At 35.9% G+C, this 24,356-nt stretch carries 16 protein-coding genes and 1 tRNA gene; 4 read left to right on the forward strand and 13 right to left on the reverse strand.

From position 1 onward, the window contains the following. Positions 1 to 8 precede the first annotated feature (8 nt). From feoB to ACY2RS_RS06055, 3 genes are all read right to left on the reverse strand, one after another. Positions 9 to 2,108 carry a ferrous iron transport protein B gene (gene feoB / locus ACY2RS_RS06045; protein ID WP_490097726.1) on the reverse strand — a complete coding sequence of 700 codons (2,100 nt, stop codon included), beginning with the start codon at positions 2,106 to 2,108 and terminating at the stop codon, positions 9 to 11. 79 nt (positions 2,109 to 2,187) lie between these two features. Continuing rightward, a complete protein-coding gene (locus ACY2RS_RS06050; RefSeq protein ID WP_490097727.1) occupies positions 2,188 to 2,415 on the reverse strand; it encodes a FeoA family protein in 228 nt (75 codons plus the stop codon). A 138-nt stretch (positions 2,416 to 2,553) separates the two neighbouring features. Next, positions 2,554 to 3,252 (reverse strand): SCO family protein, encoded by a 699-nt coding sequence (locus tag ACY2RS_RS06055; RefSeq protein WP_490097728.1) that lies wholly within the window; start codon positions 3,250 to 3,252, stop codon positions 2,554 to 2,556. Positions 3,253 to 3,549: 297 nt separating this feature from the next. On the opposite strand from ACY2RS_RS06055, the gene rseP reads away from it, so the two are divergent. Together rseP and ACY2RS_RS06065 are read left to right on the forward strand one after the other, a co-directional pair. Next, complete coding sequence (gene rseP / locus ACY2RS_RS06060) at positions 3,550 to 4,866, forward strand: RIP metalloprotease RseP (protein WP_490097729.1); 1,317 nt, start codon at positions 3,550 to 3,552, stop codon at positions 4,864 to 4,866. Between the two features lie 89 nt (positions 4,867 to 4,955). Continuing rightward, positions 4,956 to 5,029: transfer RNA gene (locus tag ACY2RS_RS06065), tRNA-Asn, on the forward strand. Between the two features lie 149 nt (positions 5,030 to 5,178). On the opposite strand, the gene ACY2RS_RS06070 is transcribed toward ACY2RS_RS06065, so the two are convergent. The 10 genes from ACY2RS_RS06070 to ACY2RS_RS06115 all read right to left on the reverse strand — a co-directional run bounded on the left by ACY2RS_RS06070 (position 5,179) and on the right by ACY2RS_RS06115 (position 19,766). Continuing rightward, positions 5,179 to 7,557 (reverse strand): TonB-dependent receptor, encoded by a 2,379-nt coding sequence (locus ACY2RS_RS06070; protein ID WP_490097730.1) that lies wholly within the window; start codon positions 7,555 to 7,557, stop codon positions 5,179 to 5,181. Between the two features lie 180 nt (positions 7,558 to 7,737). Further along, positions 7,738 to 9,678, reverse strand: coding sequence for a S8 family serine peptidase (locus ACY2RS_RS06075; RefSeq protein WP_490097731.1), 1,941 nt, complete (start codon positions 9,676 to 9,678; stop codon positions 7,738 to 7,740). 4 nt (positions 9,679 to 9,682) lie between these two features. Continuing rightward, positions 9,683 to 10,492, reverse strand: a complete 810-nt coding sequence (locus tag ACY2RS_RS06080; RefSeq protein ID WP_490097732.1) for a hypothetical protein — start codon at positions 10,490 to 10,492, stop codon at positions 9,683 to 9,685. A 47-nt stretch (positions 10,493 to 10,539) separates the two neighbouring features. Continuing rightward, positions 10,540 to 10,707, reverse strand: coding sequence for an EamA family transporter (locus ACY2RS_RS06085; protein ID WP_490097733.1), 168 nt, complete (start codon positions 10,705 to 10,707; stop codon positions 10,540 to 10,542). Positions 10,708 to 10,907: 200 nt separating this feature from the next. Continuing rightward, entirely contained in the window at positions 10,908 to 13,877 is a 2,970-nt protein-coding gene (locus ACY2RS_RS06090) for a lamin tail domain-containing protein (RefSeq protein ID WP_490097734.1), read from the reverse strand. A 99-nt stretch (positions 13,878 to 13,976) separates the two neighbouring features. Next, positions 13,977 to 15,239 carry a TolC family protein gene (locus tag ACY2RS_RS06095; RefSeq protein WP_490097735.1) on the reverse strand — a complete coding sequence of 421 codons (1,263 nt, stop codon included), beginning with the start codon at positions 15,237 to 15,239 and terminating at the stop codon, positions 13,977 to 13,979. A gap of 15 nt (positions 15,240 to 15,254) precedes the next feature. Beyond that, a complete protein-coding gene (locus tag ACY2RS_RS06100; RefSeq protein WP_490097736.1) occupies positions 15,255 to 16,238 on the reverse strand; it encodes an HlyD family secretion protein in 984 nt (327 codons plus the stop codon). A 10-nt stretch (positions 16,239 to 16,248) separates the two neighbouring features. After that, entirely contained in the window at positions 16,249 to 16,962 is a 714-nt protein-coding gene (locus ACY2RS_RS06105) for a DUF4956 domain-containing protein (RefSeq protein WP_490097737.1), read from the reverse strand. Between the two features lie 10 nt (positions 16,963 to 16,972). Then, positions 16,973 to 18,919 (reverse strand): CotH kinase family protein, encoded by a 1,947-nt coding sequence (locus tag ACY2RS_RS06110; RefSeq protein WP_490097738.1) that lies wholly within the window; start codon positions 18,917 to 18,919, stop codon positions 16,973 to 16,975. A 241-nt stretch (positions 18,920 to 19,160) separates the two neighbouring features. Then, complete coding sequence (locus tag ACY2RS_RS06115) at positions 19,161 to 19,766, reverse strand: superoxide dismutase (protein ID WP_490097739.1); 606 nt, start codon at positions 19,764 to 19,766, stop codon at positions 19,161 to 19,163. 156 nt (positions 19,767 to 19,922) lie between these two features. Here ACY2RS_RS06115 and ACY2RS_RS06120 point away from each other — a divergent pair, with 156 nt between their 5' ends. Both ACY2RS_RS06120 and kbl read left to right on the forward strand, forming a co-directional pair. Beyond that, positions 19,923 to 23,081: a UvrD-helicase domain-containing protein gene (locus ACY2RS_RS06120; protein WP_490097740.1), complete on the forward strand. Its 3,159-nt coding sequence runs from the start codon at positions 19,923 to 19,925 to the stop codon at positions 23,079 to 23,081. 36 nt (positions 23,082 to 23,117) lie between these two features. Beyond that, positions 23,118 to 24,311 carry a glycine C-acetyltransferase gene (kbl, locus tag ACY2RS_RS06125; RefSeq protein ID WP_490097741.1) on the forward strand — a complete coding sequence of 398 codons (1,194 nt, stop codon included), beginning with the start codon at positions 23,118 to 23,120 and terminating at the stop codon, positions 24,309 to 24,311. Positions 24,312 to 24,356: the final 45 nt, after the last annotated feature.

Consider the following 24,356-nt stretch of genomic DNA (forward strand, 5'->3'; position numbering starts at 1 on the left):
TTCGTTTCTTATTTAAACCATTGGTAGGCTCCCAACGCTGTAATATAAGCAATTGCAGTCATAATTACTAACTGCCACATAGGCCATTTCCAGCTATTGGTTTCTCGTTTTACAATAGCAAGCGTACTCATACATTGCATTGCAAATGCGTAAAAGAGTAATAAAGATACACCACTTGCAAAATTAAAAAGCGGCTTTCCTGTTTTTACATTGGTTTCTGCCGCCATTCTGTTTTTAATAGTTTCCTCATCATCATTCCCCACACTGTAAATGGTTGCTAAGGTCCCTACAAACACTTCACGCGCTGCAAAAGAACTAATGAGCGCGATTCCAATTTTCCAATCGTATCCTAGTGGTTTCACCGCAGGCTCAATAAATTTTCCGGTATGACCAATATAACTATGCTCTAATTTAAACGAAGCTATTTTGGTTTCTAGTTCTTCTTCGGAAATATTCGTACCCGCAGTTTCTTGCTGCACAATGGCGGTTGCATTATTAAAGTCGCCAGGACCATACGAAGCTAACACCCAAAGGATGATAGATATGGCTAAAATAATTTTACCTGCTCCTAATACAAAAGCTTTTGTCTTCTCAATAACAGTAATCCCTACGTTTTTAAACAAAGGGAGTTTGTAGTTGGGCATTTCTACCACAAAAAAGGTTCTGCTACGTATTTTTAAAATTTTGTCTAGCATCCAAGCCGAAAGAATGGCGGCTGCAAAACCTAACAAATACATAAACATGAGTGTAAGTGCTTGTAAGCTAAAAATACCCAAGACACGTTGCTCTGGGATGACTAAAGCAATAATAATAAGATACACAGGAAGTCTAGCCGAACAGGTCGTAAAAGGCGTGACCAAAATGGTAATAAGACGTTCTTTCCAGTTTTCTATGTTACGGGTTGCCATAATAGCCGGAATGGCACAAGCCGTACCTGCAATAAGCGGCACCACACTTTTTCCACTAAGTCCAAAACGACGCATGACACGATCCATTAAAAAGACCACCCGACTCATATACCCACTTTCTTCCAAGATCGAAATAAAGAAAAATAAGAAAGCAATTTGTGGTATAAAAATAACGATACCACCAAGTCCAGGGATAATCCCCTCGGCAATGAGGTTGGTAAAATCTCCTGCTGGAAGTGCATTTTTGGTCCATTCACTTAAGGATGCAAAGGTGCTATCAATGAAGTCCATTGGATAGCTACTCCAATCAAAAATGGCTTGAAAAATAAGGAGTAAGATGGCTAAGAAAATAACATAGCCCCAAAATTTATGCATTAAAACGCGATCGAATCTGCTGCGCAGGTCTTTGGCATTTGCCTTATCAACCACCAACGTTTCTTTAAGGACATCATTGATAAACTGATAGCGCTTAATGGTCTCTTTTTGTTGCAAGCGTTTTAGATTGCTAATGCTTTCGGTTTTAAAGCTAGCCACCCCTTTCATTTCGTTTCTATCTAATTTACCAAAGTTTACATCTTGGGTAATTACTAACCAAAGTTTGTATAAATCTTGCTTCGGAAACGTTTTACGCAGTCTATCAAAATACTCGGGTGCAATCACAGAGGAATCCAAACACGGTTTAATAGATAGGGTTTTGTACTTAGTAATGAGTTCTTTTAGGGTATCAAAACCTTGATTTTTTCTAGAGCTTATAAGCGCAATTTTGGTTTCAAGACGTGCTTCTAATTGCTCGATGTCAAGACTAATGGCCTTGCGTTGCATACGATCTGCCATGTTAATGGCCAAGATGGTGGGAATACCTAAATCTTTAATTTGTGTAAACAATAAGAGGTTTCTCTTCAGGTTTTCTACATCGGTCACCACAACAGCTACATCTGGAAAATCTTTATCGTTTTTATTGAGTAAGAGTTCGATAACGACATTCTCATCTAAGGAAGAGGCATTTAAACTATAGGTTCCAGGAAGGTCTAGTACATGTGCTTTTACACCTCGGGCTAGTTTACAAATTCCTTGCTTTTTTTCAACGGTGATACCAGGGTAGTTTCCAACCTGCTGGTTTAAACCCGTAAGTCTATTAAATACAGAGGTTTTCCCAGTATTTGGATTTCCAATTAATGCAACGTTAAACTGTTTTGCCATAGTTACTGTTCGCCTTGGCGAGTATCTCACGTCGAAAAACAAAAAGCAACACTTGTTTTTTTACGTATGCTTTTGTTTTTTATCCTATAATCTCAATTTCAATCTGTGCCGCAGTTTCTTTACGTATGGCCAAATGACTCCCATTTACATCGAGATACAAAGGGTCTTGAAAGGGTGCTGTTTGTACCAACGCTACTTCATTACCTGGAAGGCAGCCCATTTCTAATAACTTTAGCGGAACAATATCTACAGAAAACTCCTTGATAATGCCGCGTTGTCCTTGTTTTAATGAAGCAATGGTCATCATTTTTATTTAGATTGATTTTAAACAAGCAAAAATAAAGCATTTGTGATGGTCTCACAAAGCTTTGTGAGGTGTATTCTGAAATTTTAACGGATGGGGATTGTTTTAATGTGATGCCACCCTCTAAAATTTACGAAGTAATTAATAATTAATGAGTCCGAAGAAAAGCGATTTCTTTCCTTCGTTTTGGAGCACTGCAATGTCGTGCAACACTCTGTCCATGTCTTCTGCAATGGTACCATCGTAAAACCCGCGGATTCTTTTTTGTTGGTCAACAAGCACAAAATTTTCAGTGTGCACAAGACCTAGTGGATCTTCTGGATTTTCTTTGGCGGTTAAGTATTGTTTTCTGGCGAGTTCATAAATAGTTTCTTTAGAACCTGTCACTAAGTTCCATTTACTACTATCTACCCCATTTCTTGTGGCATATTTTTTAAGCTGCGCCACCGTATCAATTTCGGGCATGACAGTATGCGATAGTAGCAGTACATCTTTGTTACTGCGCAATTCTTTTTGCAAGCGAACCATATTGTCTGTCATGATAGGACAAATAGTTTGGCAGGTAGTAAAGAAGAAATCGGCTACATAAATTTTGTCTTTGTAGTTTTCTTGCGTAATGGTAGCTCCATTTTGATTGGTCAAGCTGAAATCTCCTACGGTATGGTATTTTTTTTGGTGCTGAATGGTAGGATCTACAAGTTCGGCACTCACTTTTGAAGGTTGATAAATAGGGAGTACTTCAACGGGTTTTAGTACACTATAAATGGCCGAAATGATAAAGATCGAGAGCACCCCAAGAACGAGTGCGAGCAATTTGTATTTAGAAAAAAACTGAAGCATGAGGCTAAACTAAAAGAGAGTACAAAAATACGACCTAAAAGTGAAACTAATGTGTTTTCAAGGGCTCATATTTGCGCTGAAATACCTACTGAAATGTTAAACTTTTCTTATTGAATTAAGAATCGTTATCTAATAAAGGAGCAAAGAAAAACACTTCTTGCTACTACATTTTTTTAGCAGTGTAGAATAGGTTACTTTTGTGCGCTATAGAAAGGCTTTGTGGAGTTTGACAGATGATGCCTTTTGAGTCTAGTTTTTAAGTGAAAACTGGCAATTAATAACCTATTTTAGTACGCTATGAGTCCATTTGCCGTTAAAGCAATACAATTATTATTAAGTTTATCATTCTTGATCGTCCTACATGAATTAGGACATTATATCCCTGCCAAAATCTTTAAAACACGTGTAGAGAAATTCTTCTTGTTTTTTGATGTGAAGTTTGCACTTTTCAGTAAAAAGATAGGGGAGACCGTGTATGGTATTGGATGGTTGCCTTTAGGTGGTTATGTAAAAATATCAGGAATGATTGATGAGAGTATGGATAAGGAGCAAATGGCGTTACCACCACAACCGTGGGAGTTTCGTTCTAAGCCAGCTTGGCAACGTTTGATTATTATGCTGGGTGGTGTTACGGTAAACATTATTGTAGGTTTTGTAATCTACATGGGAATTTTAAATTTCTACGGACAAGACATTACAACTAACGAGCAATTGCCAGAGGGGTTTGCGGTAGATGCTTCTTTTAAAGCCTATGGTTTCGAGGATGGAGATAAAATACTTTCTGTTAATGGCGAACCTTTTGAAGATGTAAGCGACATTAACAAATACTTGTTTTTAAGAGATGTGAACAGTGTTGAGGTATTGCACACGAGTGGTCAAAAACAAACCATTGCTATTCCAGAAAATATTGGAACAATTATGTTCGACAATGATGTATTAAAACCATTTACAGAACGCGTTGACCCAATTATTGCAGTTATTGGTGATGAGACCTATCCAGCCGCTGCAGCTGGGTTTCAATTAGAAGATGAAATTGTTGCTGTAAATGGAACTCCTATCACGTACTGGCATGAATTTCAAAATATCGTTAAAGAAAACGACAGTATAGAAAACACCTTTGTAATAAACCGTGCTGGCGTCGAAATTACCTTAAAAGCAACACCTAATGAAAATGGGCAAATTGGGTTAAGACCCGCAAGTACATCCATACGTAAAGAGTACACACTTGGAGAAAGCATTACAGGAGGGATAGGCTACGGGATTGATGTTTTAAAAGATTATGTAACACAATTTAAATATGTGTTTACTAAAAAAGGAGCTTCGCAAGTAGGAGGTTTTGGTGCCATTGGCGGATTGTTTCCAGATACTTGGGACTGGACCAGCTTTTGGCAAACAACGGCGCTTATCTCTATTATTTTGGCCTTTATGAACATTTTACCCATCCCAGCATTAGACGGGGGTCACGTGATGTTCTTGTTGTACGAAATGGTAAGTGGACGTAAGCCAAACGATAAGTTTATGGAGTATGCACAAATAACAGGATTCTTTTTATTGATTGCTTTGGTGCTCTTTGCCAACGGAAATGATATCTATAGATACTTCTTCGGAGGCTAAAAAAAATAAAAAAAGTATTTGTTACAGATAAAAAATAATATATATTTGCATCCGCTAAAGGCAATAGTCTTTAATTTTCTATATGAAATTCCTCTTTAGCTCAGTTGGTTAGAGCATCTGACTGTTAATCAGAGGGTCCTTGGTTCGAGCCCAAGAAGAGGAGCGAAAGAAGCCCGATCTATTTATAGATCGGGTTTTTTGTTTGTATAATATTGGCTTTATAGCCCAAAGCCTGTGCCGACTTTTTCGTGGGGAAAGAGGAGCGAAAGAAGCCTTCACAACAATGTAAGAGCTTTTTTTATCTTTTAAAACCTATCGTCTTCTTCCACCAGAATAGGTCATCGCTTCGCCTTTACCAAATCCATAGCTAATTCCAAAAGTGAAAAATCGACCTCGCTGCCCAAAACTGTAGGTTTCAAAAGTGGGTTGGTTTACAAAACGCTCTTGAATTCTTGATGCAAACAGATCTCGCACACCTAAATTTACAATCGCTTTTCCCTTAAAAATTTTTTTTCGAAGACCTAAGTCCATAAAGGCAAATCCTGTTTGTTCACCTTGCACGGTTTTAAATCCTGAACGATAATTTCCCGTAAGTTCTACATCAATGTCTGCGGGTAATCCTATTTTTGAGCCTACTCTTGAAGACCATTGATTGCCTGTAAAATCAAACACTTGAGCTTCAAATGTTCCTTTTCTGTCAAAATAATTGAAGTTAAAATCACCCGTGAATGTAAGCCATTTCATAGGACTGTATTTTGCGTTGGTTTCAAAACCTATGGATGCATTTGTACCAATATTTTCTGGTATAGAAAAGGTTACATTGTCTTCAAAAGTGGATACTCGCTCTACCACATCTGTTGTATATCTATGATACAAACTTGAACTTAAGGAGGCTTTCCCTATCTTATAAATGCTAGTCAATTCATAGGAATCTGTAAATTCTGCTTGCAAATCTGGATTTCCTACCCGAATATTAAAGTTGTTTCTAATGTTAAAAAATGGGTTTAAATCCCATAAACGGGGTCTAAAAATTCGTTTTGAATATCCTGCTTGAAGCGAAACATCCTCCGAAATTTTATAAGAAGTGTGAAACGTTGGGAAAAAGTTTGTATAATCAAGCTCATTGCTTTCGTTAGTATTGGTCAATAAGGTATTCACATTCGTTTGTTCTAATCGAAACCCAGCTTTTACACCCCATTTTTCTTTTTCGTAAGCCGCAGTAGCGTAGACCCCTAATACCTTTTGATTCCATTCAAAATTATTGGTCAGATCTTCATTTACAACATAGGTTCCATCGATTAAATCACGTACCTCAAAATCGTTACCAACATCGTTAATAACATATTGTGCGCCCGTTTCGATGGTGTAAACCTCGCTTAAAGGATTTACATAATCTGCTTTGAAAGTGTAATCTGCCTGTTGAAAATTGGTTTCTGTTTGTTGATCGCTATTAATGTCTGTACCCGAAATGGTGGTATTGGTAAACTGCGATTCTTGTTCTTTACCAAAGAAACTTCCCAATGCACTCAATTGTAAGGTGTGCTCTTCGTTATTTTTAAACTGTTTTTTATAATTTAGTTCGTATTGATATTTTGGGTTGGTTGCTTCTGTAGTTTCTTCTCGTAGCCAGCTTGAGATCAAGTTGTTGTCTTCATCGAAAAACTGAAAATTAAACATAGAAGGTTGGTCTTCAATTTCATAAGCAAAATTTCCTGATAGGGTAAGCACGTTCAAGTCGTTAATGTGATAATCTGTTCCCAATGTTAGATTAAAAAATGCTTCATTTCTAAACGCTTCCCCATTGCTAAAGACTACTTCATTATTGGTTAAATTTCGATTTATGGCTTCCGATTCTCGCGGAAGCGAACGATACCCAGCACCTAATTGCGCAAATAGATTAAAATTTTCTGTTCTTCGGTTTAAACTCAAACCTAAACTATGATTATCAGGAATTCCAGTGTTTACGGAAACAGAACCATTCCAGCCTCTTTTTTCTTCTTTTTTCAGAATAATATTCAATATTCCAGCAGTTCCCGAAGCCTCATATTTAGCCGAAGGATTTGTAATAATCTCAATACTTTCAATCATATCTGCCGTAATTGTCCCTAAAGCGTTACTGGATTGGTCTGCAAGCACAGAAGGTTTTCCGTTGATTAGAATTTGTACTCCAGAACTTCCACGAAGACTTATATCACCTTCAATACTAACGTTTACAGAGGGCACATTATTGAGCACTTCTAAAGCACTCGCACCTGTACTGCTTATATCTTTCCCAACATTAAAAACACGCTTATCGAGTTTAAAAACGGTTTTAGAAACTTCGCCAGTTATTACAACTTCTTCAAGTGCTTGACTGTCTGGCTTGATTTTTATGGTTCCTAAATTTACGTTTCCGTCGGTTTCTTTAAATTCGGTTATCGTTTTCGTTTCGAAACCCATAAAGCTTATTTCTACATAAAAATTTAGATTTGTTGTAGTAATGGTAAAATTCCCATCTTCATCGGTTATAACACCTGTTATGTTTTCGTTCGTGCTTTTTTCCTTAATAACAATGGTTGCATAAGGAACGGCTTGAGACGTTTCTTGCTCAATTAATTTCCCTTGTATCAGGATATCTTCTTGTGCGATTGCAGCGCTGCACGATAAAATGAGTAGTACTAAGTAGACGGAGTTTTTAACTATTGATTTCATTGTTTGGCGCTTACTTCTTTATAGTTCGTTTTGTCGGCTAAGGTATTGATTATTTTATGTATTTGTTTGACTTTTAATATTCCCTTAAGAGGGATTTTTTCAAGTTGGTTACTGAGATGGGTGTGAAATTGAAAACCCACTCAATTTGAGTGGGTTTTAAACTTTCTATAATGAGGAAACTTATTTTTTCACAAACTTTTCAGTCAAAATGACTTCTTCTCCATTTGTGGCGCGAATAATATACAAACCGGGCTTTAAACGGGTAACGTCAATAGTTATTTTGTCATCAGAAATAGTAATAGGAGCATTTATTTGATTATAATAAAAATCATAGACTTCAATTTTTTGAACAGCGCTTATAGACGCTTCTCTGCCTTCAATATGTACTACATTGTCTGTCCATGTTGGGTAAACTTCATAGGCTTCTTCTGCACTATCTTCTTTCATGGTTGCTGCTACATTTATTGTACTCAACGGCATTGCTGGTGCTAATACCAAATCTGGATCTATTTGTAAAATTGCATACCCATTGCTATTTGGTTCTAGAAGTGTCTCTCCAAATAAAAGAATTGCATTTTTAGCAGTTATTTCTAATGTTGCATCTTCAGAGAATTCTTGATTTCTAACGAGTACATTTTTTGAAAGGGCATTAAAAACAAAATCCCATCGAGAAAAACGCTGATTTCCAATGGCTGCATCTGCATTTGGGTTTTTAAGATCGGATGCTAGTTTTACAGCCCTTCCTGCATGTAAACTTCCTGAACCATAATTTCCTTCAAATACTTGATTTTCTGGAATGTCGTCAATATTGGTTGATGTCGCTTTTAAAATAGATTCTGCTTCAATCAAATCTAAGCCATCATTTACGGTTAACATTAATCCTAATACTCCAGATACCTGAGGTGTAGCTGGTGAAGTATGAAAACTTACTTGATACTCATCGGTATAATTATATCCTGTATAATAACTTCCTTCAGGCGCATTTGGATTTAATAAGTACCGTCCATATCCAAAAATTCTTCCTCCTGGCGCCACAATATCAACGGCACTGTTTAGAGTTGCTGTATGTTGAGGAATAGAAGATCTTGGCGTGTTTGGGTCATTAGGGTCTCCAAAAATTCTAATTTGAGCACTAAGTCTATTCTTTACATTTTGTGCTCTAGTGCTTCCATCTACGGGGTGGGTAAAAACTCCGTCTAGTAGTTCATATCTACTCCCCACAGCACCAACAGAAATAACATTGTCAAATGAGGCAGGATATCTAAATCTAGTGCCGGGATACGATGACCAAGCATCATTATGTGAAGCAGCTACTACAATACTACCATTGTTTGTAACATGTTGTATAATATCATTGCCCATTTGACTTTCATACGTGCTACCCCAACTACAGTTTATAATTTTTGCTCCAGCATCATGAAGATACATAATTGCATTGTAATTATATCTTGATTTTATGATGTCACAATTATAACATACCCCTGTAGTTCCATAAGCATTGTCTCCTTGAGCTGCCGCTATTGCGGCTACAGAATTTCCGTGGCCATTTGCAACATTAGTTGTTTCAGAAGGTAATACCAATGTTTTATTTACAAACTCTTGGTCGGTTACTTGTAAATTTGCATCAGAGATTCCAATTTTTACGCCAGGGCTTCCTGTTGTGTAATTAAATGCATCTGGTAAACCAATGAAGTCAAGATAGGTAAGATCTGCAGGATAACCACTGTTACTTCCCCCTGTAATACCATAATCATTAGGTGTATAGGCCAGCATATCATCATTATTTCCAATGTATTCAATATATTCAAACATGTTCTTTGATCTATCTGAAATATTCTTAACGATATCTGGGCTACGAGACTCTATATAATATACTGCATCAAAATGTCCGTCTCTTTTGTATTCAAATGGTTTCTCAAATACGGTTATTTGATGAAGGTTAAAAAGGTCTTGTAACATTAGGTCATCACCACTATAGGCAATCGAACCGTCTTTTTGCTTCTCTACTTTTATAGAAAGTTCACTATTTATTGCTTTTGCATAGTACATATGAGTTTGTGCTTGCAGCAACGCGGTGAAACTTATGAAAAAGGAGCATATTAAATATAATTTCTTTTTCATCTTGTTATTTTTTTGCGTCTATAATTTTATTCACTTTTGAAGTTAGCTCATTTATTTGTTCATCCTTTTCGATAAGGTATAATGTTAACTCTTCTACCTTTTGAAGTAATAGTTTGTTCATTTCTCCAACATCGATGCCATTTTTTTCTACTTCTTTGGCACTCGGGATATCTTTTAAATGACCATAAGTTGAAATATGTTCTTGTACTTCTTTAAGTGTGGGTAGTTTATAGTTGTCTTCAAAAACAAAATCTGCCCAATCTGTATATACCTTTACACTTTCTGCCCTTACTTTTCCATTCACAGATAGGCTGTATAAGTCTAACCCATCTTCAAATGAAGAAGTCCCTATGGTTACCGTTGAGTTTTCCTTGGGTAGTGACATGTGCACTCCTTGTACGGCGTCCTCCTGAAGTCTGTAAACCGCTGTTTGGTTTCTATCATAATATATTTGTTCACTAGCTCCTCCTGTATTTGCATAGTAGCGAAATCTACTTTTGTAATTTCTATCTTCAATACCAAAAAAAGATTGCGCTTGTGGATTTAAATTAGATTGGGGGAAATCTAGAAAATTAAAAAGGCTTCCTGACATTGATAATGTTTTTCCTAAACGCAATACGTTACATTGTATGTTTCTGTCTGTAGTATTTGAAAAAGTAGATCCATTTGCTAAAGATGAGCTAATCATTACTCTACCAGATCTTGAAGTAGGGGAAGCCGTATTATTGCCTGTCCATGGGTGAGGCGTTTGAAGTTGTGCTAAGCCTAATTGTGTTATTAGCGCTAAGATTAAAAGAGATACTGTTTTTTTCATAATGTAAGTATTTAATTAATAATGATCTATACTTACAGTTATAACAATTACATTTTCTTACCCTTATTTTTTAAAACCGAATTTAACGTTAACCCCAACAGAATGAAAAAAATGCCTAAGATACTCCATAGGGTGTAGGTTTCATTCAACCAAATTATTCCAAGAATCATGGTGAAAATAACTTCTAAATATTTTAAAGGTGCTACAACATTCACTTATCCAGTTCGAAACCCTTTGGTCATGTATACTTGACCAAAGTACCCAAAGATTCCGAGGCAGCTTAACAAAACCCATTCTATGCCATTGGGTGTTTTCCAATAGAAAATGGAAATAAACTCTGTTATAAAAGTTGAAATAAGCATAAAAAAATGCCCAGCATTTCTGTTGGGCATTTTTAGTATACATAGAAATTGATTTATTCTACAATTAATTTTTTTGTACCATCTGTAGCTCCACCTTCAGTCATAATTTTTAATAAATACACTCCTGCATTTAAGCCGCTTCTTTCTAAGGTGAGCGTGTTGGATTCAGATTTTTTGCTTTGTACCACTCTTCCTAAAACATCATACATCACAACTTCTAATCCAGTTGTTGCATTGTTTACTACAATGGTTGTTTGCGTGTCCATTGGATTCGGGAAGATGCTTACATCAAGAAGTATATTGTCTTCAGTTCCTAAGGTACAATTTTGATTGTTTATAGCACCTGGGGTACCGTGTTCAAAACCTGGATTGTTACATGCTTGCCAATTTTCTGGCAAGGCGTTGTCTAAATCTGGGTCTATGAGCTCTAGTGTTGGCCCTAGTCCGTCTGCTGCTTCTGGCCATGGATCTTGATCATCATAAGTAAGACTGTCTACTAAGTTTCCACCCGCATCAAAGAGACGTATCAGTTCTCCACCACCACTTAAACTAAAGTCCATGTCTCCAAATACAATAGGTACATCTGGGAAAAGTGCAGAAAACGCTGCCTGATTTTCTACAATCACCACATAAGAGTCGGGTTGCATTACTACTCCTGGTGGGATGATAAACTCGTGAAGATCATCATTATCTTTAAAGACCCATCCTGAAATATTTACAGGAGTAGCCTCATTATTATAAATTTCTACCCAGTCTTTTACGTCAAAGTCTGCTGCGTCTTTGTAGTTGATCTCATTAATCACGATATCAAAGTTTCCGGTATTTTCAACAAATACGGCAACTAAACTTTCAGTTTGAGTAAGTTCAAATGATGAGGTCACACTTGTTGGATCGTCTAAGGTATGCGTTTGTAGTTCCCAATGATCAAACACATAGTCTGGGTTGGTTTGAATGGCTTCAATGTTCATGTCAATGCCACCGTGATAGGTTCCATTCCACTCGTAATCACCATAGTCAATAACCAATGAATTAAATTTAATTTGACCCGCACCTTCTGGTTGTACATCCAATGTAACGTTATAAGGTCCAGTAAGGTTATAACATTCATTTAAGCCCTGAGGTAAATAGTCGATTCTATCTAAAATAAAATCTTTCACTTTTTGAACGTTGTCTTCCCATTCGTTTACACTACCTCCCCATCTGGCAATATGTCTTGGCATTTCTCCAGCGATAGAGCTCTCGATCCCTTCGAGGGTCCCAATGGTTTCGTCTGCTGTAAATACGGTATTATTAAGATCCATGTAGCGCGTGATATAGTACTGTCTAAATTCTTCGTTATCGAGAAGCTTATTTAACAAAACAATATGTTGTTCTGGGTCAAGATCTATGCCTTCTGGATAGCAAGGATCTGCATCTGCGTCTTCATTAGGAACGTTGGTGTAATTTATATAATGGTTAAAAGTGGCATCTTCATCCCATAAGATATATCCCCATTTTGTATGCTCTCCATTAGGGTTTAAACCACGCCACCATGAAGTATTCCAGTTAATCCAGTCGGTACAAACTGCAAAAGAGTTAATTAACACATAATCTACCAAACTTGTTACATCTATTTCGGCGGCTACTTGTTCATAATTTGCTTGATTAGACATATCATTAGTTACGGCAAAATTGTGTATCTCATTCCAGTCATCAAAGGCTTGTTGGCCTCCATATTGAGCCCAAGTATAGCCCCAATTCATTAAATACTGTACATTGTATTTATCTTGCCCATAATAGAAATTGGTATAATCTGCATCACTAACCTTTTCTCGAATAGAATACACCCCCCAATATTGACCATTGGCGTACACCACACAACGTTCTCCTTTACGCATGTCTACATTTAAATCGTTTTTATTGGCGAGTCTATGAATAAACATATCTCTCATGTGCGCACTAGAATCTATCCCAGGATAGTTGTCATCTCCTGAAGCTCTCACAATTATTTTTTGATAGCTATCTCTTTCAGACCAAGATAACAACCGTTGGTTAAGCGCATCATGATAGCCCATTTCATCTCTTGCAATATAATCGAAACTTCGTTGGTCCCATGCCCAAGAATCTTGACCGTGTTTGTTGTATTCTCCATAGCCAACATCTCGTCTAATGCCATCTGCATCAAAATATTCTATGGTTCCTTCGGGTCTAAGCGCGATACTCCCATTTAACAAGTCTGTCATATCATTTGCAGAAACAGAAAGTACTGGTAAGGTGTGACTCTCATTTATAAAGTAGGTATTAAAGGTCATAAAACTAGGAAGTACTCCTGGCGTGTTTGATTCCACAATAGCCCTTACAATTTTTGTTGTAGTCACCGAAATAGGTCCTGTATAGGCCGTTGTACCAGCATTGGGTAAATTACCATTGATGGTATAGTGTATGGTGCTATTAGGTTCAGTAGTGGTCATAGAGACATTTAAAGGACCCCCATAAAATCCAGCAACAATATCCATTTCTGGAATCGCAGCATACCTATCATAAGAAGTAGTGTTATTTGCACTTCCTAGTGTTGGATTGGTAAATATTTTCCAATCTCCAGATCCATTAGGGCTCCTACCTCTAGAATGTTCTAATTGTGTTTTTTGCATGAGAACACTATCTAAAATGTTCTCATCACTATCTGAAAACACAATGGTTTCACTATTTTCTTTGGTTTGTTTGAGTTTAAAATTGGTATGAAAACTTGATCCAGATGCCTCGTCTCTTCCCGAGCACCAAAATCTAAGATACCCATTTGCAGAAATAACTGTTCCAGAAGGAATCTCCCATTTGTTGGCATCGTTTTCATCATCACTTAAAAAGTAGCCGCTTAGATCTACAGCCGAATTTCCAGTATTGTGTAGCTCTATCCAATCTTCATACTTTTGATAATTGTCTAAATAACCTTCTAGGTTAGAGGCAGAATATTCATTAATAACAACTTGCCCTAGTAATGGGTTAAACAGTAAGGTCAACCCTAATAGTAATAGTAGTTTTTTCATAATATTTTTTAGTTAATGGTTCAATTAATAGCATCTTAAAGATACTACAATAGAATAGGTAACACTATAGATATGAGTATAATATGAGAAATCAATGTTTTATTTCTCTGGCAACAAAGAGTTTGTAACTAGGTAATTTGTAAATGGAGTTTGAAACAACATGTTTTTAGCGACTAATAATCGTATGTATTTTTCATATAAATCATGTTCAAGTTTTAACAGGTCTATTTCTTTAGTATGCTCACTAATTTTAAGTTTCAATAAAATAAGCGGCGATACACCTTCCATCTTTTTGTAAGTATTTAAAAGAGAAGAAACACTGCTATTAGCTAATTGCTCTTTATACAATTGGTATTTTGAAGCAGCACTTCGGAAATTTTCGTAGGCCGATTTTTCGTCTTTTTCTTGTTCCTTTTGTAAGGCTAAAATTTCACTTTCGGTAAGCAACTTGTTAAAGTAATGCTCACTTCTTTTTTCTCTAGTATTTCCGAAGAAAGGAAGATTAATACCAAAACCAATAGAAAAGTTTTCATCAAAAAAAACACTGTTTTTACCTCCATATTTTGCTTGTACAAAATCAATGAGTTTTTTGGATTTTGCTACATCCAAATTCATTTCACTGTCTATGGTTTCAAGTTTTGATTGTCGTAATTGTATGTCTAAATTAGTGAACCCCTTTTGTCCCTCTAATGAAGCAGCGATAATTTGTTCTGGGCTAATAAGGTCACTTGTAGTAACAGCAATGCTATTTGAAGAGGCTCCCACCATAAATTGCAATACTGCATTTTGATACTCTTGTGTTTCTTTAAGGTTTTGTAGAAGGACTTTGGTAGTAAAGAGGTCTTCTTCGGTGTCTACCACATCTTTTACATCAAAAGTAGCCTCATATACGGTTTGCTCTAAAATAGATAGCTTGTCTTGTAATTGAATTTTTCGAGCTTCATAGGCACTAATTAATCGTTCATTAAAAAGATAATCTACCAAAAGATTATACCGATCTTCTAGCTCCTCATTATAATGGATACGACCTTGAATTTCAACTTCATTTATTTTAGATTCATATACTTTTTTCTTTGCAAGTACCGATCGTAAACTATTCGGTTTAATTCTAATAGCATACTCTTGTCTACTTAATAGTAGATCTCGTGTTTCAGATCTAAATTCAACATTGTTTATGAGTGGTAGGCTATGATTGTAGTTTTTTAAAAAGGCTAATTGAATAGAATCAAACTGCACTTGTTCTATATCTTGTGCACCTAAAAGCACTTGGGTTGTGGTAATTTCATTTTGAGCAAGACTCACACTATACCATACAAGGGACGCAACCAACAGGAGTTTATATTTCAGTTGTAAAAAATACATCTATAGGTGGTTGTATTATTGGTTTAAGGTAAGGGTTACTTTTTCTTTTTGAAGAAAAGGATTGTCTGGTGGTATTTCAATAATCACCTCTCTACCATAGGTTTTAAGCTCTTTAATTTTACGAATACGTGGGGGTATTTCAACAATACGAGATCCTAGTGTCTTTATAATTCCTTTGTTCTGAATGTCGGGTCTTGAGGTAGAAAATACGGTAACACTATCTTTAAGATTTACTTTTAAGAGTAAATCTTCATGAATGTACCCTATGACTAGGGTCGGACTCTCTTCATAAAAAGTGATTAAGGGAGTGAAAGAAGCGATCTTTTCATCTTCTTTGCAATGGATGTTTCCAATAAGCCCGTCGGTAGGAGCTACTATGGTTTCTTTTTCTTTCTTAACATTGAAATAGTCTAATTCCTTTTCTAGTATTTTAATTCTAGAGAGCATTGGGTTGTTTTCTGCATACCGCTCACTTTTTAAATTGTTTATTTGTGTAGTAATCATTGTTCTAGCATAGCGTAGCTCTTCTTTAAGAGCGTCTATTTTTAAAACAATAGGGTTTTTGATATCGCTTTTTTCAGTGGTGTTAAGATCAATACTTTTTAAATTACTAGCGAGTGTTTTGTTTTTTTCTAGCAAGGCATATTGTTGGTCAATTTGCGCTTGAATTTCGCTCGTTTTTTCATTTAATAAAATAGAACTTTCCGTAATGCGACCGTCGAGGTCAGATTTCCAGAGGGAATATCTTGTTTTTAACTCTTCAATGCTATAGGTTGCATCGTTGATTTTTACAGGTAAAATAGAAGAAAACACATCCAATAAAATGTCTCCTTTTTTTACTTTTTGCCCCGTAGTAACATGGATTTTTGAAACCTCAATAGGATTTTCCATATTAATTTGAGTCTCCTTATTTTCGGCAAAACCATAGAAGGTCACCGAGCTGTTTATTTTAAGTGAAAAAGAAACCACTAAAATGATCCCTACTAGAAGGGCAGCCATATGTATAAGACTAAATTTTTTCATAGTCGTCTCTAAAGTTAATTCTCACGTTGTACACGCCTTCTAATTCTGATAATTGATTTACAATTTCTTGAGCTCCTTCTTCATGAACAACTTTAATTTTAAATGCAAATACAATGTTTTTGGAGCCACGTTCATTTTTCCCTTTTCCATTCACGCTATATTTTGTCAAGGAGAATCTAACACAATTGTCTGTTAGTAATTCTTCAATTTTTTGACGCGTATCTGCAGTGTCGAGAATGATGTTTGGAATTTCAAATTGTAGATTTCCCACCACATGATTGGTTTTGCTAATGGGTGAAAAATGTATTAAAAAAACAATGGCACAAAAAGCCAAAGTTCCAATAAGTGCAATAGGAATACCATATACCCCAGCAGCAATACCTACTGCAATTGAGGTAAACATAAACACCATATTTCTTGGGTTTCGTAGGGTCGTTCTAAAACGAATAATAGCAAGCGCACCCAACATACCTAGTCCACGTGCCAAACTATCTCCAATAGCTTGCATTACGGTTGCTACAGGAATAGAAATTAGAATAAGAGCTTGAATAAAGTACTTCGGACTTTCTATCTCTCTAGATGTTCTTTGGTAGGTGAGTGCAATTAAAGAAGAGAGCACAAACGACACCAGGGCAATAATAATAACATTGGTAATAGAGGCTCCCTCTAGGTTGTTGTTTAGGTTTGAAAAATCAAACATAAGGGGTTGTTTAGTTAATTATAATTTTTTGAGTGCTTTGAAATTGAGCTCCAGTAAGATGTATTGTGTACATCCCTGTATTCCATCTTGAAACATCAATTTGCAATGCATTTTCTTGGTTTTTGCTTGTAAAAACAGTTCTGCCTAACATATCATATACACTAACGTTAGAAGCGATTTCTTTATTGAAATCAATGTGAATAAACTCGTTTGCTGGATTTGGATATACTACAATTCCAAAGTTTTGAGTGCTATCATCAATTCCTAGTTCACCTCCATTTTCAGCATTAAAAGTTACATCTGCAAATCCAAAATCTCCTGTACCGTTAGGTATTCTTGATAAACTGCTATTTTCTGGAAGTTCATCATCCCATTCAACACTGTCAATAATGGTTCGATCAATGTAAGATAAAAATAACTCATCTCCATCCTTATCCAAATCAAATTTTGCATGAATTCCATCCTGTTGTGGATCTTTGTCTGCCCAAATAATGAGATAGCCATCTGCAGGAATAATTACATCGGGGAGTTCCCATTTGTGGAGAAAGCTTCTTGAATCACTTAAAAAATAGTTGTGTAAATCAATAGGAGCATCTGTGTTGTTATATAGTTCTACCCAATCATCATGCTCATTGTCTTGGTCCTGCCAGGGACTTCCTTCGCCATTGGTAGCCATGAATTCATTGATAACAACATCTTTAGGACTTATGGGCGCTGCAAGTGCTTCACATGTAAAACCAGCATTTGCTAACATATTTTGAACCACTACTTTCCGATCCTCTATAAATTTCTTAAAGCCTTGGTTTGTGCCTGTAAAAGGGCCACTCCATATATTTCCGTCAATGAAATTTTCAACCGTATTTAAAGTGTAAATATTGTTGGTTGCCATGTTCCAATCTGTTTCTATTAGGCTTAATTGGGTGTCTAGTAAAGGATCCATGCGGAGCTCATCAAAATTAACCGCTAAGATTTCACACATATAGGTTTGGTATTGTTCTCTAAATTCTGGAACATTTAAAATACGATCAATTAATACTTTTCCTGGACTATTAAACAATTGAATGTCGCCTCCACCTCCTGGAGATCTATCATAAGCAAAATTATAATCCCATGGAAGCCAATGCATTTTATTTGTGTTGGGTTCATGGTATAAATACCAATTTCTCCCATGTTGTATGTAAGAATCCCAATTGTTAATTAAGATATCTATAGCGAGGATACGTAGATATTCATCTACATCAAAAACAGCTTCGATGTCTTGTTTAAATGTCGCATTCCCTGAATTATTTATTACATCAATAAATTCAATAAATTTTGACCAATCATTTTCCTCTTCATTGGTCTGTAATTCGAACGTATAACTATTTGGGTTGGAGCCCATCCAAATTAAGTCAGAATTCCCTTTGTTTTTCCAAAGATTCCCATCATTATCAGCAAAGTTTCTTTTAAGGTACTTCTTGTCAATTTGTTCAATCATAGTGTAAATACCCCAATACACATCATTAATGTACAATTTTGCATGTGCTATTCTAGGAGAAGGGATACCATGCATTCTAAACATGTCATAGGCCATTTTATCTTTAATCATGGCTGGATCTCCAAAACCATTCATAAGGTTTAATCTTTGTATACCATCATATTCTTGATCTTCAACAAATTTTCCAAAGTTTAATTTTAATGGTTTTTTATTGGTGTCTGGAAAAAAGTTTGAAGAAAACCCTTTTTGTCGTACCCCAACTTCGGTAAGTTCTGTGCCATCCATGGTTACAGTTACACTTGTGTAAGGTACATCTGGATAGAACAAATCATAGTCATTTTGTAAGTTGTTCCATAAATTAGAGTCTGGAGATGTAATTCTAATTTCATGAAGAAAGGTGTCATCAAACATAGGTGTTTGGGCTAGACTCCAGGAAATATTTAGAAGCAATATACATGCTAGAATATAAAACTTTTTCATTCTATGTTGGTGTTAATTTATACGCTTTAGTGAAAGCTCAAATGTAATGTTAGAGCTAATTACTTTCAATCTATGAATAGAAAAGTATTCAAATGTGTACATATTAGGTTATTATTAGAAAATAATCTAAAAAAGCAGTAATTATTTGCTAAAATAATTAAAAATACACGTTAAAGTGTGCTAAAAAACAAAAAGGGCAGTGATTCAATCACTGCCCTTTTTATAAAATCATAAGATGATGCTAGGCATTTGCCAAACGAGCATTTACTGCATCCCAGTTAATGACATTAAAAAATGCACCTACATAATCTGGACGTCTATTTTGATAGTGCAAGTAGTATGCGTGTTCCCAAACATCAATCCCTAAAATAGGAGTTCCACCACAACCAACACCTGGCATTAATGGATTGTCTTGATTTGGACAACCACATACATCTAGAGATCCATCTTTATGTACACATAAAAAAGCCCATCCAGAACCAAATTGTGTTTTTGCAGCCGTAGCAAATTTTTCTTTAAATGCATCAAAACTTCCAAAAGAAGCAGTGATAGCATCTGCAACAGCACCTGTTGGAGCACCGCCACCGTTTGGAGACATTACTTCCCAGAACAAAGTATGGTTGTAATAACCACCTCCATTGTTACGCACTGCTTTATTGTCCATATCTAGGTTGGCTAAAATAGCTTCAATACTTTTTCCTTCTAGATTGGTGCCTTCAATGGCAGCATTTAATTTATTGGTATATCCTTGATGATGCTTTCCATGATGAATTTGCATCGTTCTTTCGTCTATATGTGGTTCTAATGCGTTGTGCGCATATGATAATTGAGGTAATTCAAAAGCCATATTATGTAGTTTTTAAAAGTTATTATTTTTCTTGTGTTACAAAGTTACACATTACAACGCATATAAACTGTTATAGAATTTATAAGGTTCTAATAGCGCTATAGAAAGCTTTTATAGCCCCTCTGTTTTGTGTATTTTAGTGCAAAATATTGGTTTTTGAAACATAGCAGTCCTTTTTTAATTTATGATGCCGCAGCGGGCAGCGGTAAAACGTACACTTTAGTAAAAGAATATCTTTCTCTGGTACTTTCGCAGCCCTATAACAATTATTACCAACACCTATTGGCGCTTACCTTTACCAATAAAGCAGTTGCTGAGATGAAAGAACGAATCTTAGATACTTTGGTGGTTTTTTCTGAAAGTTCCTCCCTCGAAGTGCCGCCTCAAATGATGCAAGATATTGCTGCCGAATTGGAAATAGAAATACCCAAACTTCATACAAGAGCCTGGGCTGTTTTAAAACACTTATTGCACAATTATGCTGCCTTTAGTGTAGAAACCATAGATCGATTTAATCATCGATTGATACGTACCTTTTCAAGAGATTTATCACTGCCCAGTAATTTTGAAGTTGTTATCGATACCAACGCCTTGCTCACAGAAGCAGTAGATCGACTTATTGAAAAAATAGGGATAGACGATGCTATTACAGATGTGTTGGTGGCATATACTTTAGAAAAAACAGACGATGATAAATCTTGGGACATTTCAAAAGACATCTTTAAAGCTGCAACGCTGTTAAATAATGAAGACGATGCAGCACATTTGAGGTATTTAAAGGACAAATCGCTCAAAGATTTTGAAATTTTTAAAAGAGAACTAAAAAACAAGAAAAAAGACTTAGTTGACAATCTTAATCTAACAGTTAAAGAATTGAAAGAGTTAATAAGCTCAAGAGGATTAGAACAAGATCATTTTATTTCTGCTCTTAGCACATTTTTTAATTATATAACATTAGAAACATTTGAAAAAATAAACTTTAAGGCAGTTTGGCTTAAATCATTGGATGAAAAAAACTTGTACACAGGAACTTTTGCAAAGGCAAAGAAAAATGCTCACTTAGTAGCTGAAATTGACAGCATTTCATCAATGTTTAAAAAGAAAATTCACGAATCTCTTTTTAAAATCAGGCAAATAATATTTATTAAAAGCATTCTCAAAAACCTCACCCCATTATCTGTGATAAATTTGGTGAGTAAAGAACTTGCAACGCTCCAGGAAGAACAAAGTGTAGTGCCAATTTCGCAATTTAATGCACTTATTCATGAAGAAATAAAAGACCAGCCAGCTCCCTTTATTTATGAACGTTTGGGAGAACGCTATCGTCATTTTTTTATAGATGAGTTTCAAGATACCTCTGTCATGCAATGGGAAAATATGATTCCTTTGCTAGACAACACACTATCTCAAGCCGCCACAAAACAAGATGGCTCCTTATTACTAGTAGGAGATGTAAAACAGTCCATTTATCGTTGGAGAGGTGGAAATCCAGAACAATTTTTGTCGCTTATTCACAACAACTCAGATTTTAATACCACAAAACCCTTAGTAGAAAACCTGCCCACAAACTATAGGAGTTTAAAGGAGATTGTAAACTTTAACAACGATTTTTTCACATTTACTTCGCAATACTTTGAAGATCCGTTGCATGAAAAATTATATGTAGACGGTAACAAGCAACTCGTTAATGCAAAAACCAAAGGCTATGTACAGCTAGAATTTATTAACGGTGAAAACAAAGACCAAAAAGACGAAATATATGCAGCTAAAACACTAGAAATAGTAAATAATTTAACCCAACAAGGATTTTTGTATAGCGATATATGTGTGCTTACACGAAGAAAAGCGGATGGCATATTTTTGAGTAGCTATTTAATGGAGCAAGGCATTGATGTAATTTCTGCCGAGACCTTGTTGTTACAAAATTCTAGCGCTGTTCAATGTCTTATTAATACATTGTTGCTAAGTACGCAGCCAGATGATGTAGAGACCAAAATAAGACTGCTAGACTTTTTGTTCAGCCATTTAGAAATTGCCATAGACAAGCATGCTTTTTTCACTTCTTTTTTAGTTGACGGGGCTATTTTTTCTGAAATTTTAGAAACCCATGGCATTGCCTTTGAACTCAGTAAGGTGCAACAATCGTCTGTGTATGAAGCTGCTGAATATTGCATCAAAAAATTTAAACTAGACAGCATTGCAGATGCCTATGTCTACGGTTGTATGGATATGATTTTTGAGTATCAACAGCGTCCGCAAGCAGACATGCCAGGGTTTTTAGACTTTTGGGAAACCAAGAAAGAATCAGCATCTATTGCTTCAGGGAAGGGCACTAATGGCGTGCAATTTATGACCATTCACAAAGCAAAAGGATTGGAATTTCCAGTAGTAATTTTTCCCTACGCAACCACAGATCTTTACAGAGAAATCGAACCTAAAACATGGATTACGGTGCCAGATACTTGGAGCCAAGAGTTTCAGGAAACGCTTATTAATTACAATTCGGGAATTTCAGAATTCAATGAAGAAGGTGCAGCTATTTCAGAAAAAAGAAGGCAAACCCTCGCACTTGACAATTTTAATATTTTGTATGTTACACTCACGCGCGCCGTGGAGCAGTTATATATTATAACAGAACAGCCTAAGCCTGTAAAGGATGCTGTACAAACATTTCAGCAATTGTTTAAAGCATTTTTGGAAGAACAAAATCGATGGAATGATGAGGAGACTGTATATACTTTCGGAAATTTTAGTGCACAACTACATGCTGCTACACATCAAACTATAGCTACCATTTCTCCGAAGTACATTGCAAGCATGCCAGCTGCGCATAACCTTCACATTATTGCAAATCAAGAACGATTACATGATACTGCTGTAAAGGATGCTATTGCTGCAGGAAATTTATTTCATGATACGATGGAGCAGATCAAACATCATGGCGATGAAAATTTTGTTTTTGATGCTATGCGTCGGGTTGCTAACATTTCCGAAGAAAAAATTGAAGCAATACAAGAAAAAGTAACGACTGTACTACAAGATCCTGCCTTAAAACATTTGTTTGAAACAGATGCTCACGTTGATAACGAACGCGATATTATTACCAAAGAAGGCTATTTGTTGCGTCCAGATAGATTGAATTTTCATCCAGAAACAAATTCGGTTACCATTGTAGACTACAAAACAGGGACACCCAACTACGATCATGAAGATCAAATTAATGGCTATGCGGCTGCGCTAAAGGATATGGGATATGTTATTAAAGACAAAATTTTGGTCTACACAAATGAAACAATAGTCATAAATAAAATTTAACTTTACATTTTTTAAAAACCATCCAAAATTACGTGTATGTACGGAAAAATTAAAGCGCATTTACAGCAGGAAATACAAGAGATTAAAGACAATGGTCTTTTTAAAAGTGAGCGAATTATTACCTCACCTCAGGGAGCAGAAATAAATATTAGCACAGGTGAAACTGTGATTAATTTTTGTGCCAACAATTATTTAGGGCTTTCGTCACATCCAGAGGTGATACAAGCAGCAAAAGATGCTATGGATACGCACGGTTTTGGGATGTCTTCGGTTCGATTTATTTGCGGTACTCAAGATATTCATAAAGATTTAGAGGCTAAGATTGCCAACTATTATGGTACCGAAGACACTATTCTATATGCAGCCGCCTTTGATGCTAATGGAGGTGTTTTTGAACCTTTACTAGGAAAAGAAGATGCTATTATTAGTGATTCTTTAAACCATGCTTCTATTATTGACGGAGTTCGTTTGTGTAAAGCAGCTCGCTATCGATATGCAAATAATAACATGGAAGAGCTTGAAGAACGATTAAAAGAAGCCAATGCAAATGGAGCTCGTTTTAAAATTATTGTAACAGATGGTGTATTTTCTATGGATGGTATTGTTGCCTCCTTAGATAAAATTTGTGATTTAGCTGATGCCTATGATGCGTTGGTTATGATTGATGAGTGTCACGCAGCAGGATTTATTGGCGAGACTGGAAGAGGAACGCTCGAAGATAAAGGAGTGATGGGGCGTATTGATATTATTACAGGAACCCTAGGAAAAGCCCTTGGAGGTGCTATGGGTGGTTATACCACCGGAAAAAAAGAAATTATTGAATTATTAAGACAACGCTCTAGACCTTATTTATTTTCAAATTCTTTAGCACCTGCCATTGTAGGAGCTTCCATAAAGGTTTTTGAAATGTTAGATACCGATACTTCCTTAAGAGACACCTTAGAAAAAAACACGGATTACTTTAAAAAAGGAATGAAGGATGCAGGGTTTGATATTGTTGATGGAGATTCTGCTATTGTTCCTGTAATGCTATATAATGCTAAACTATCGCAGACTATGGCTAACATGTTGTTGGAAGAAGGAATCTATGTAATAGGCTTTTTCTATCCAGTAGTACCAAAGGATAAGGCGAGAATTAGAGTGCAATTATCTGCGGCTCATACGAAGGAACATCTAGATAAAGCCATCAATGCTTTCGTTAAAGTAGGGAAAAAACTAGACGTAATATAGTGTCTAATGACACAGAATATCGAATAAACTCTTTGTAATTATTAA

It is taken from the genome of Patiriisocius sp. 208BN25-11 (assembly GCF_058147145.1).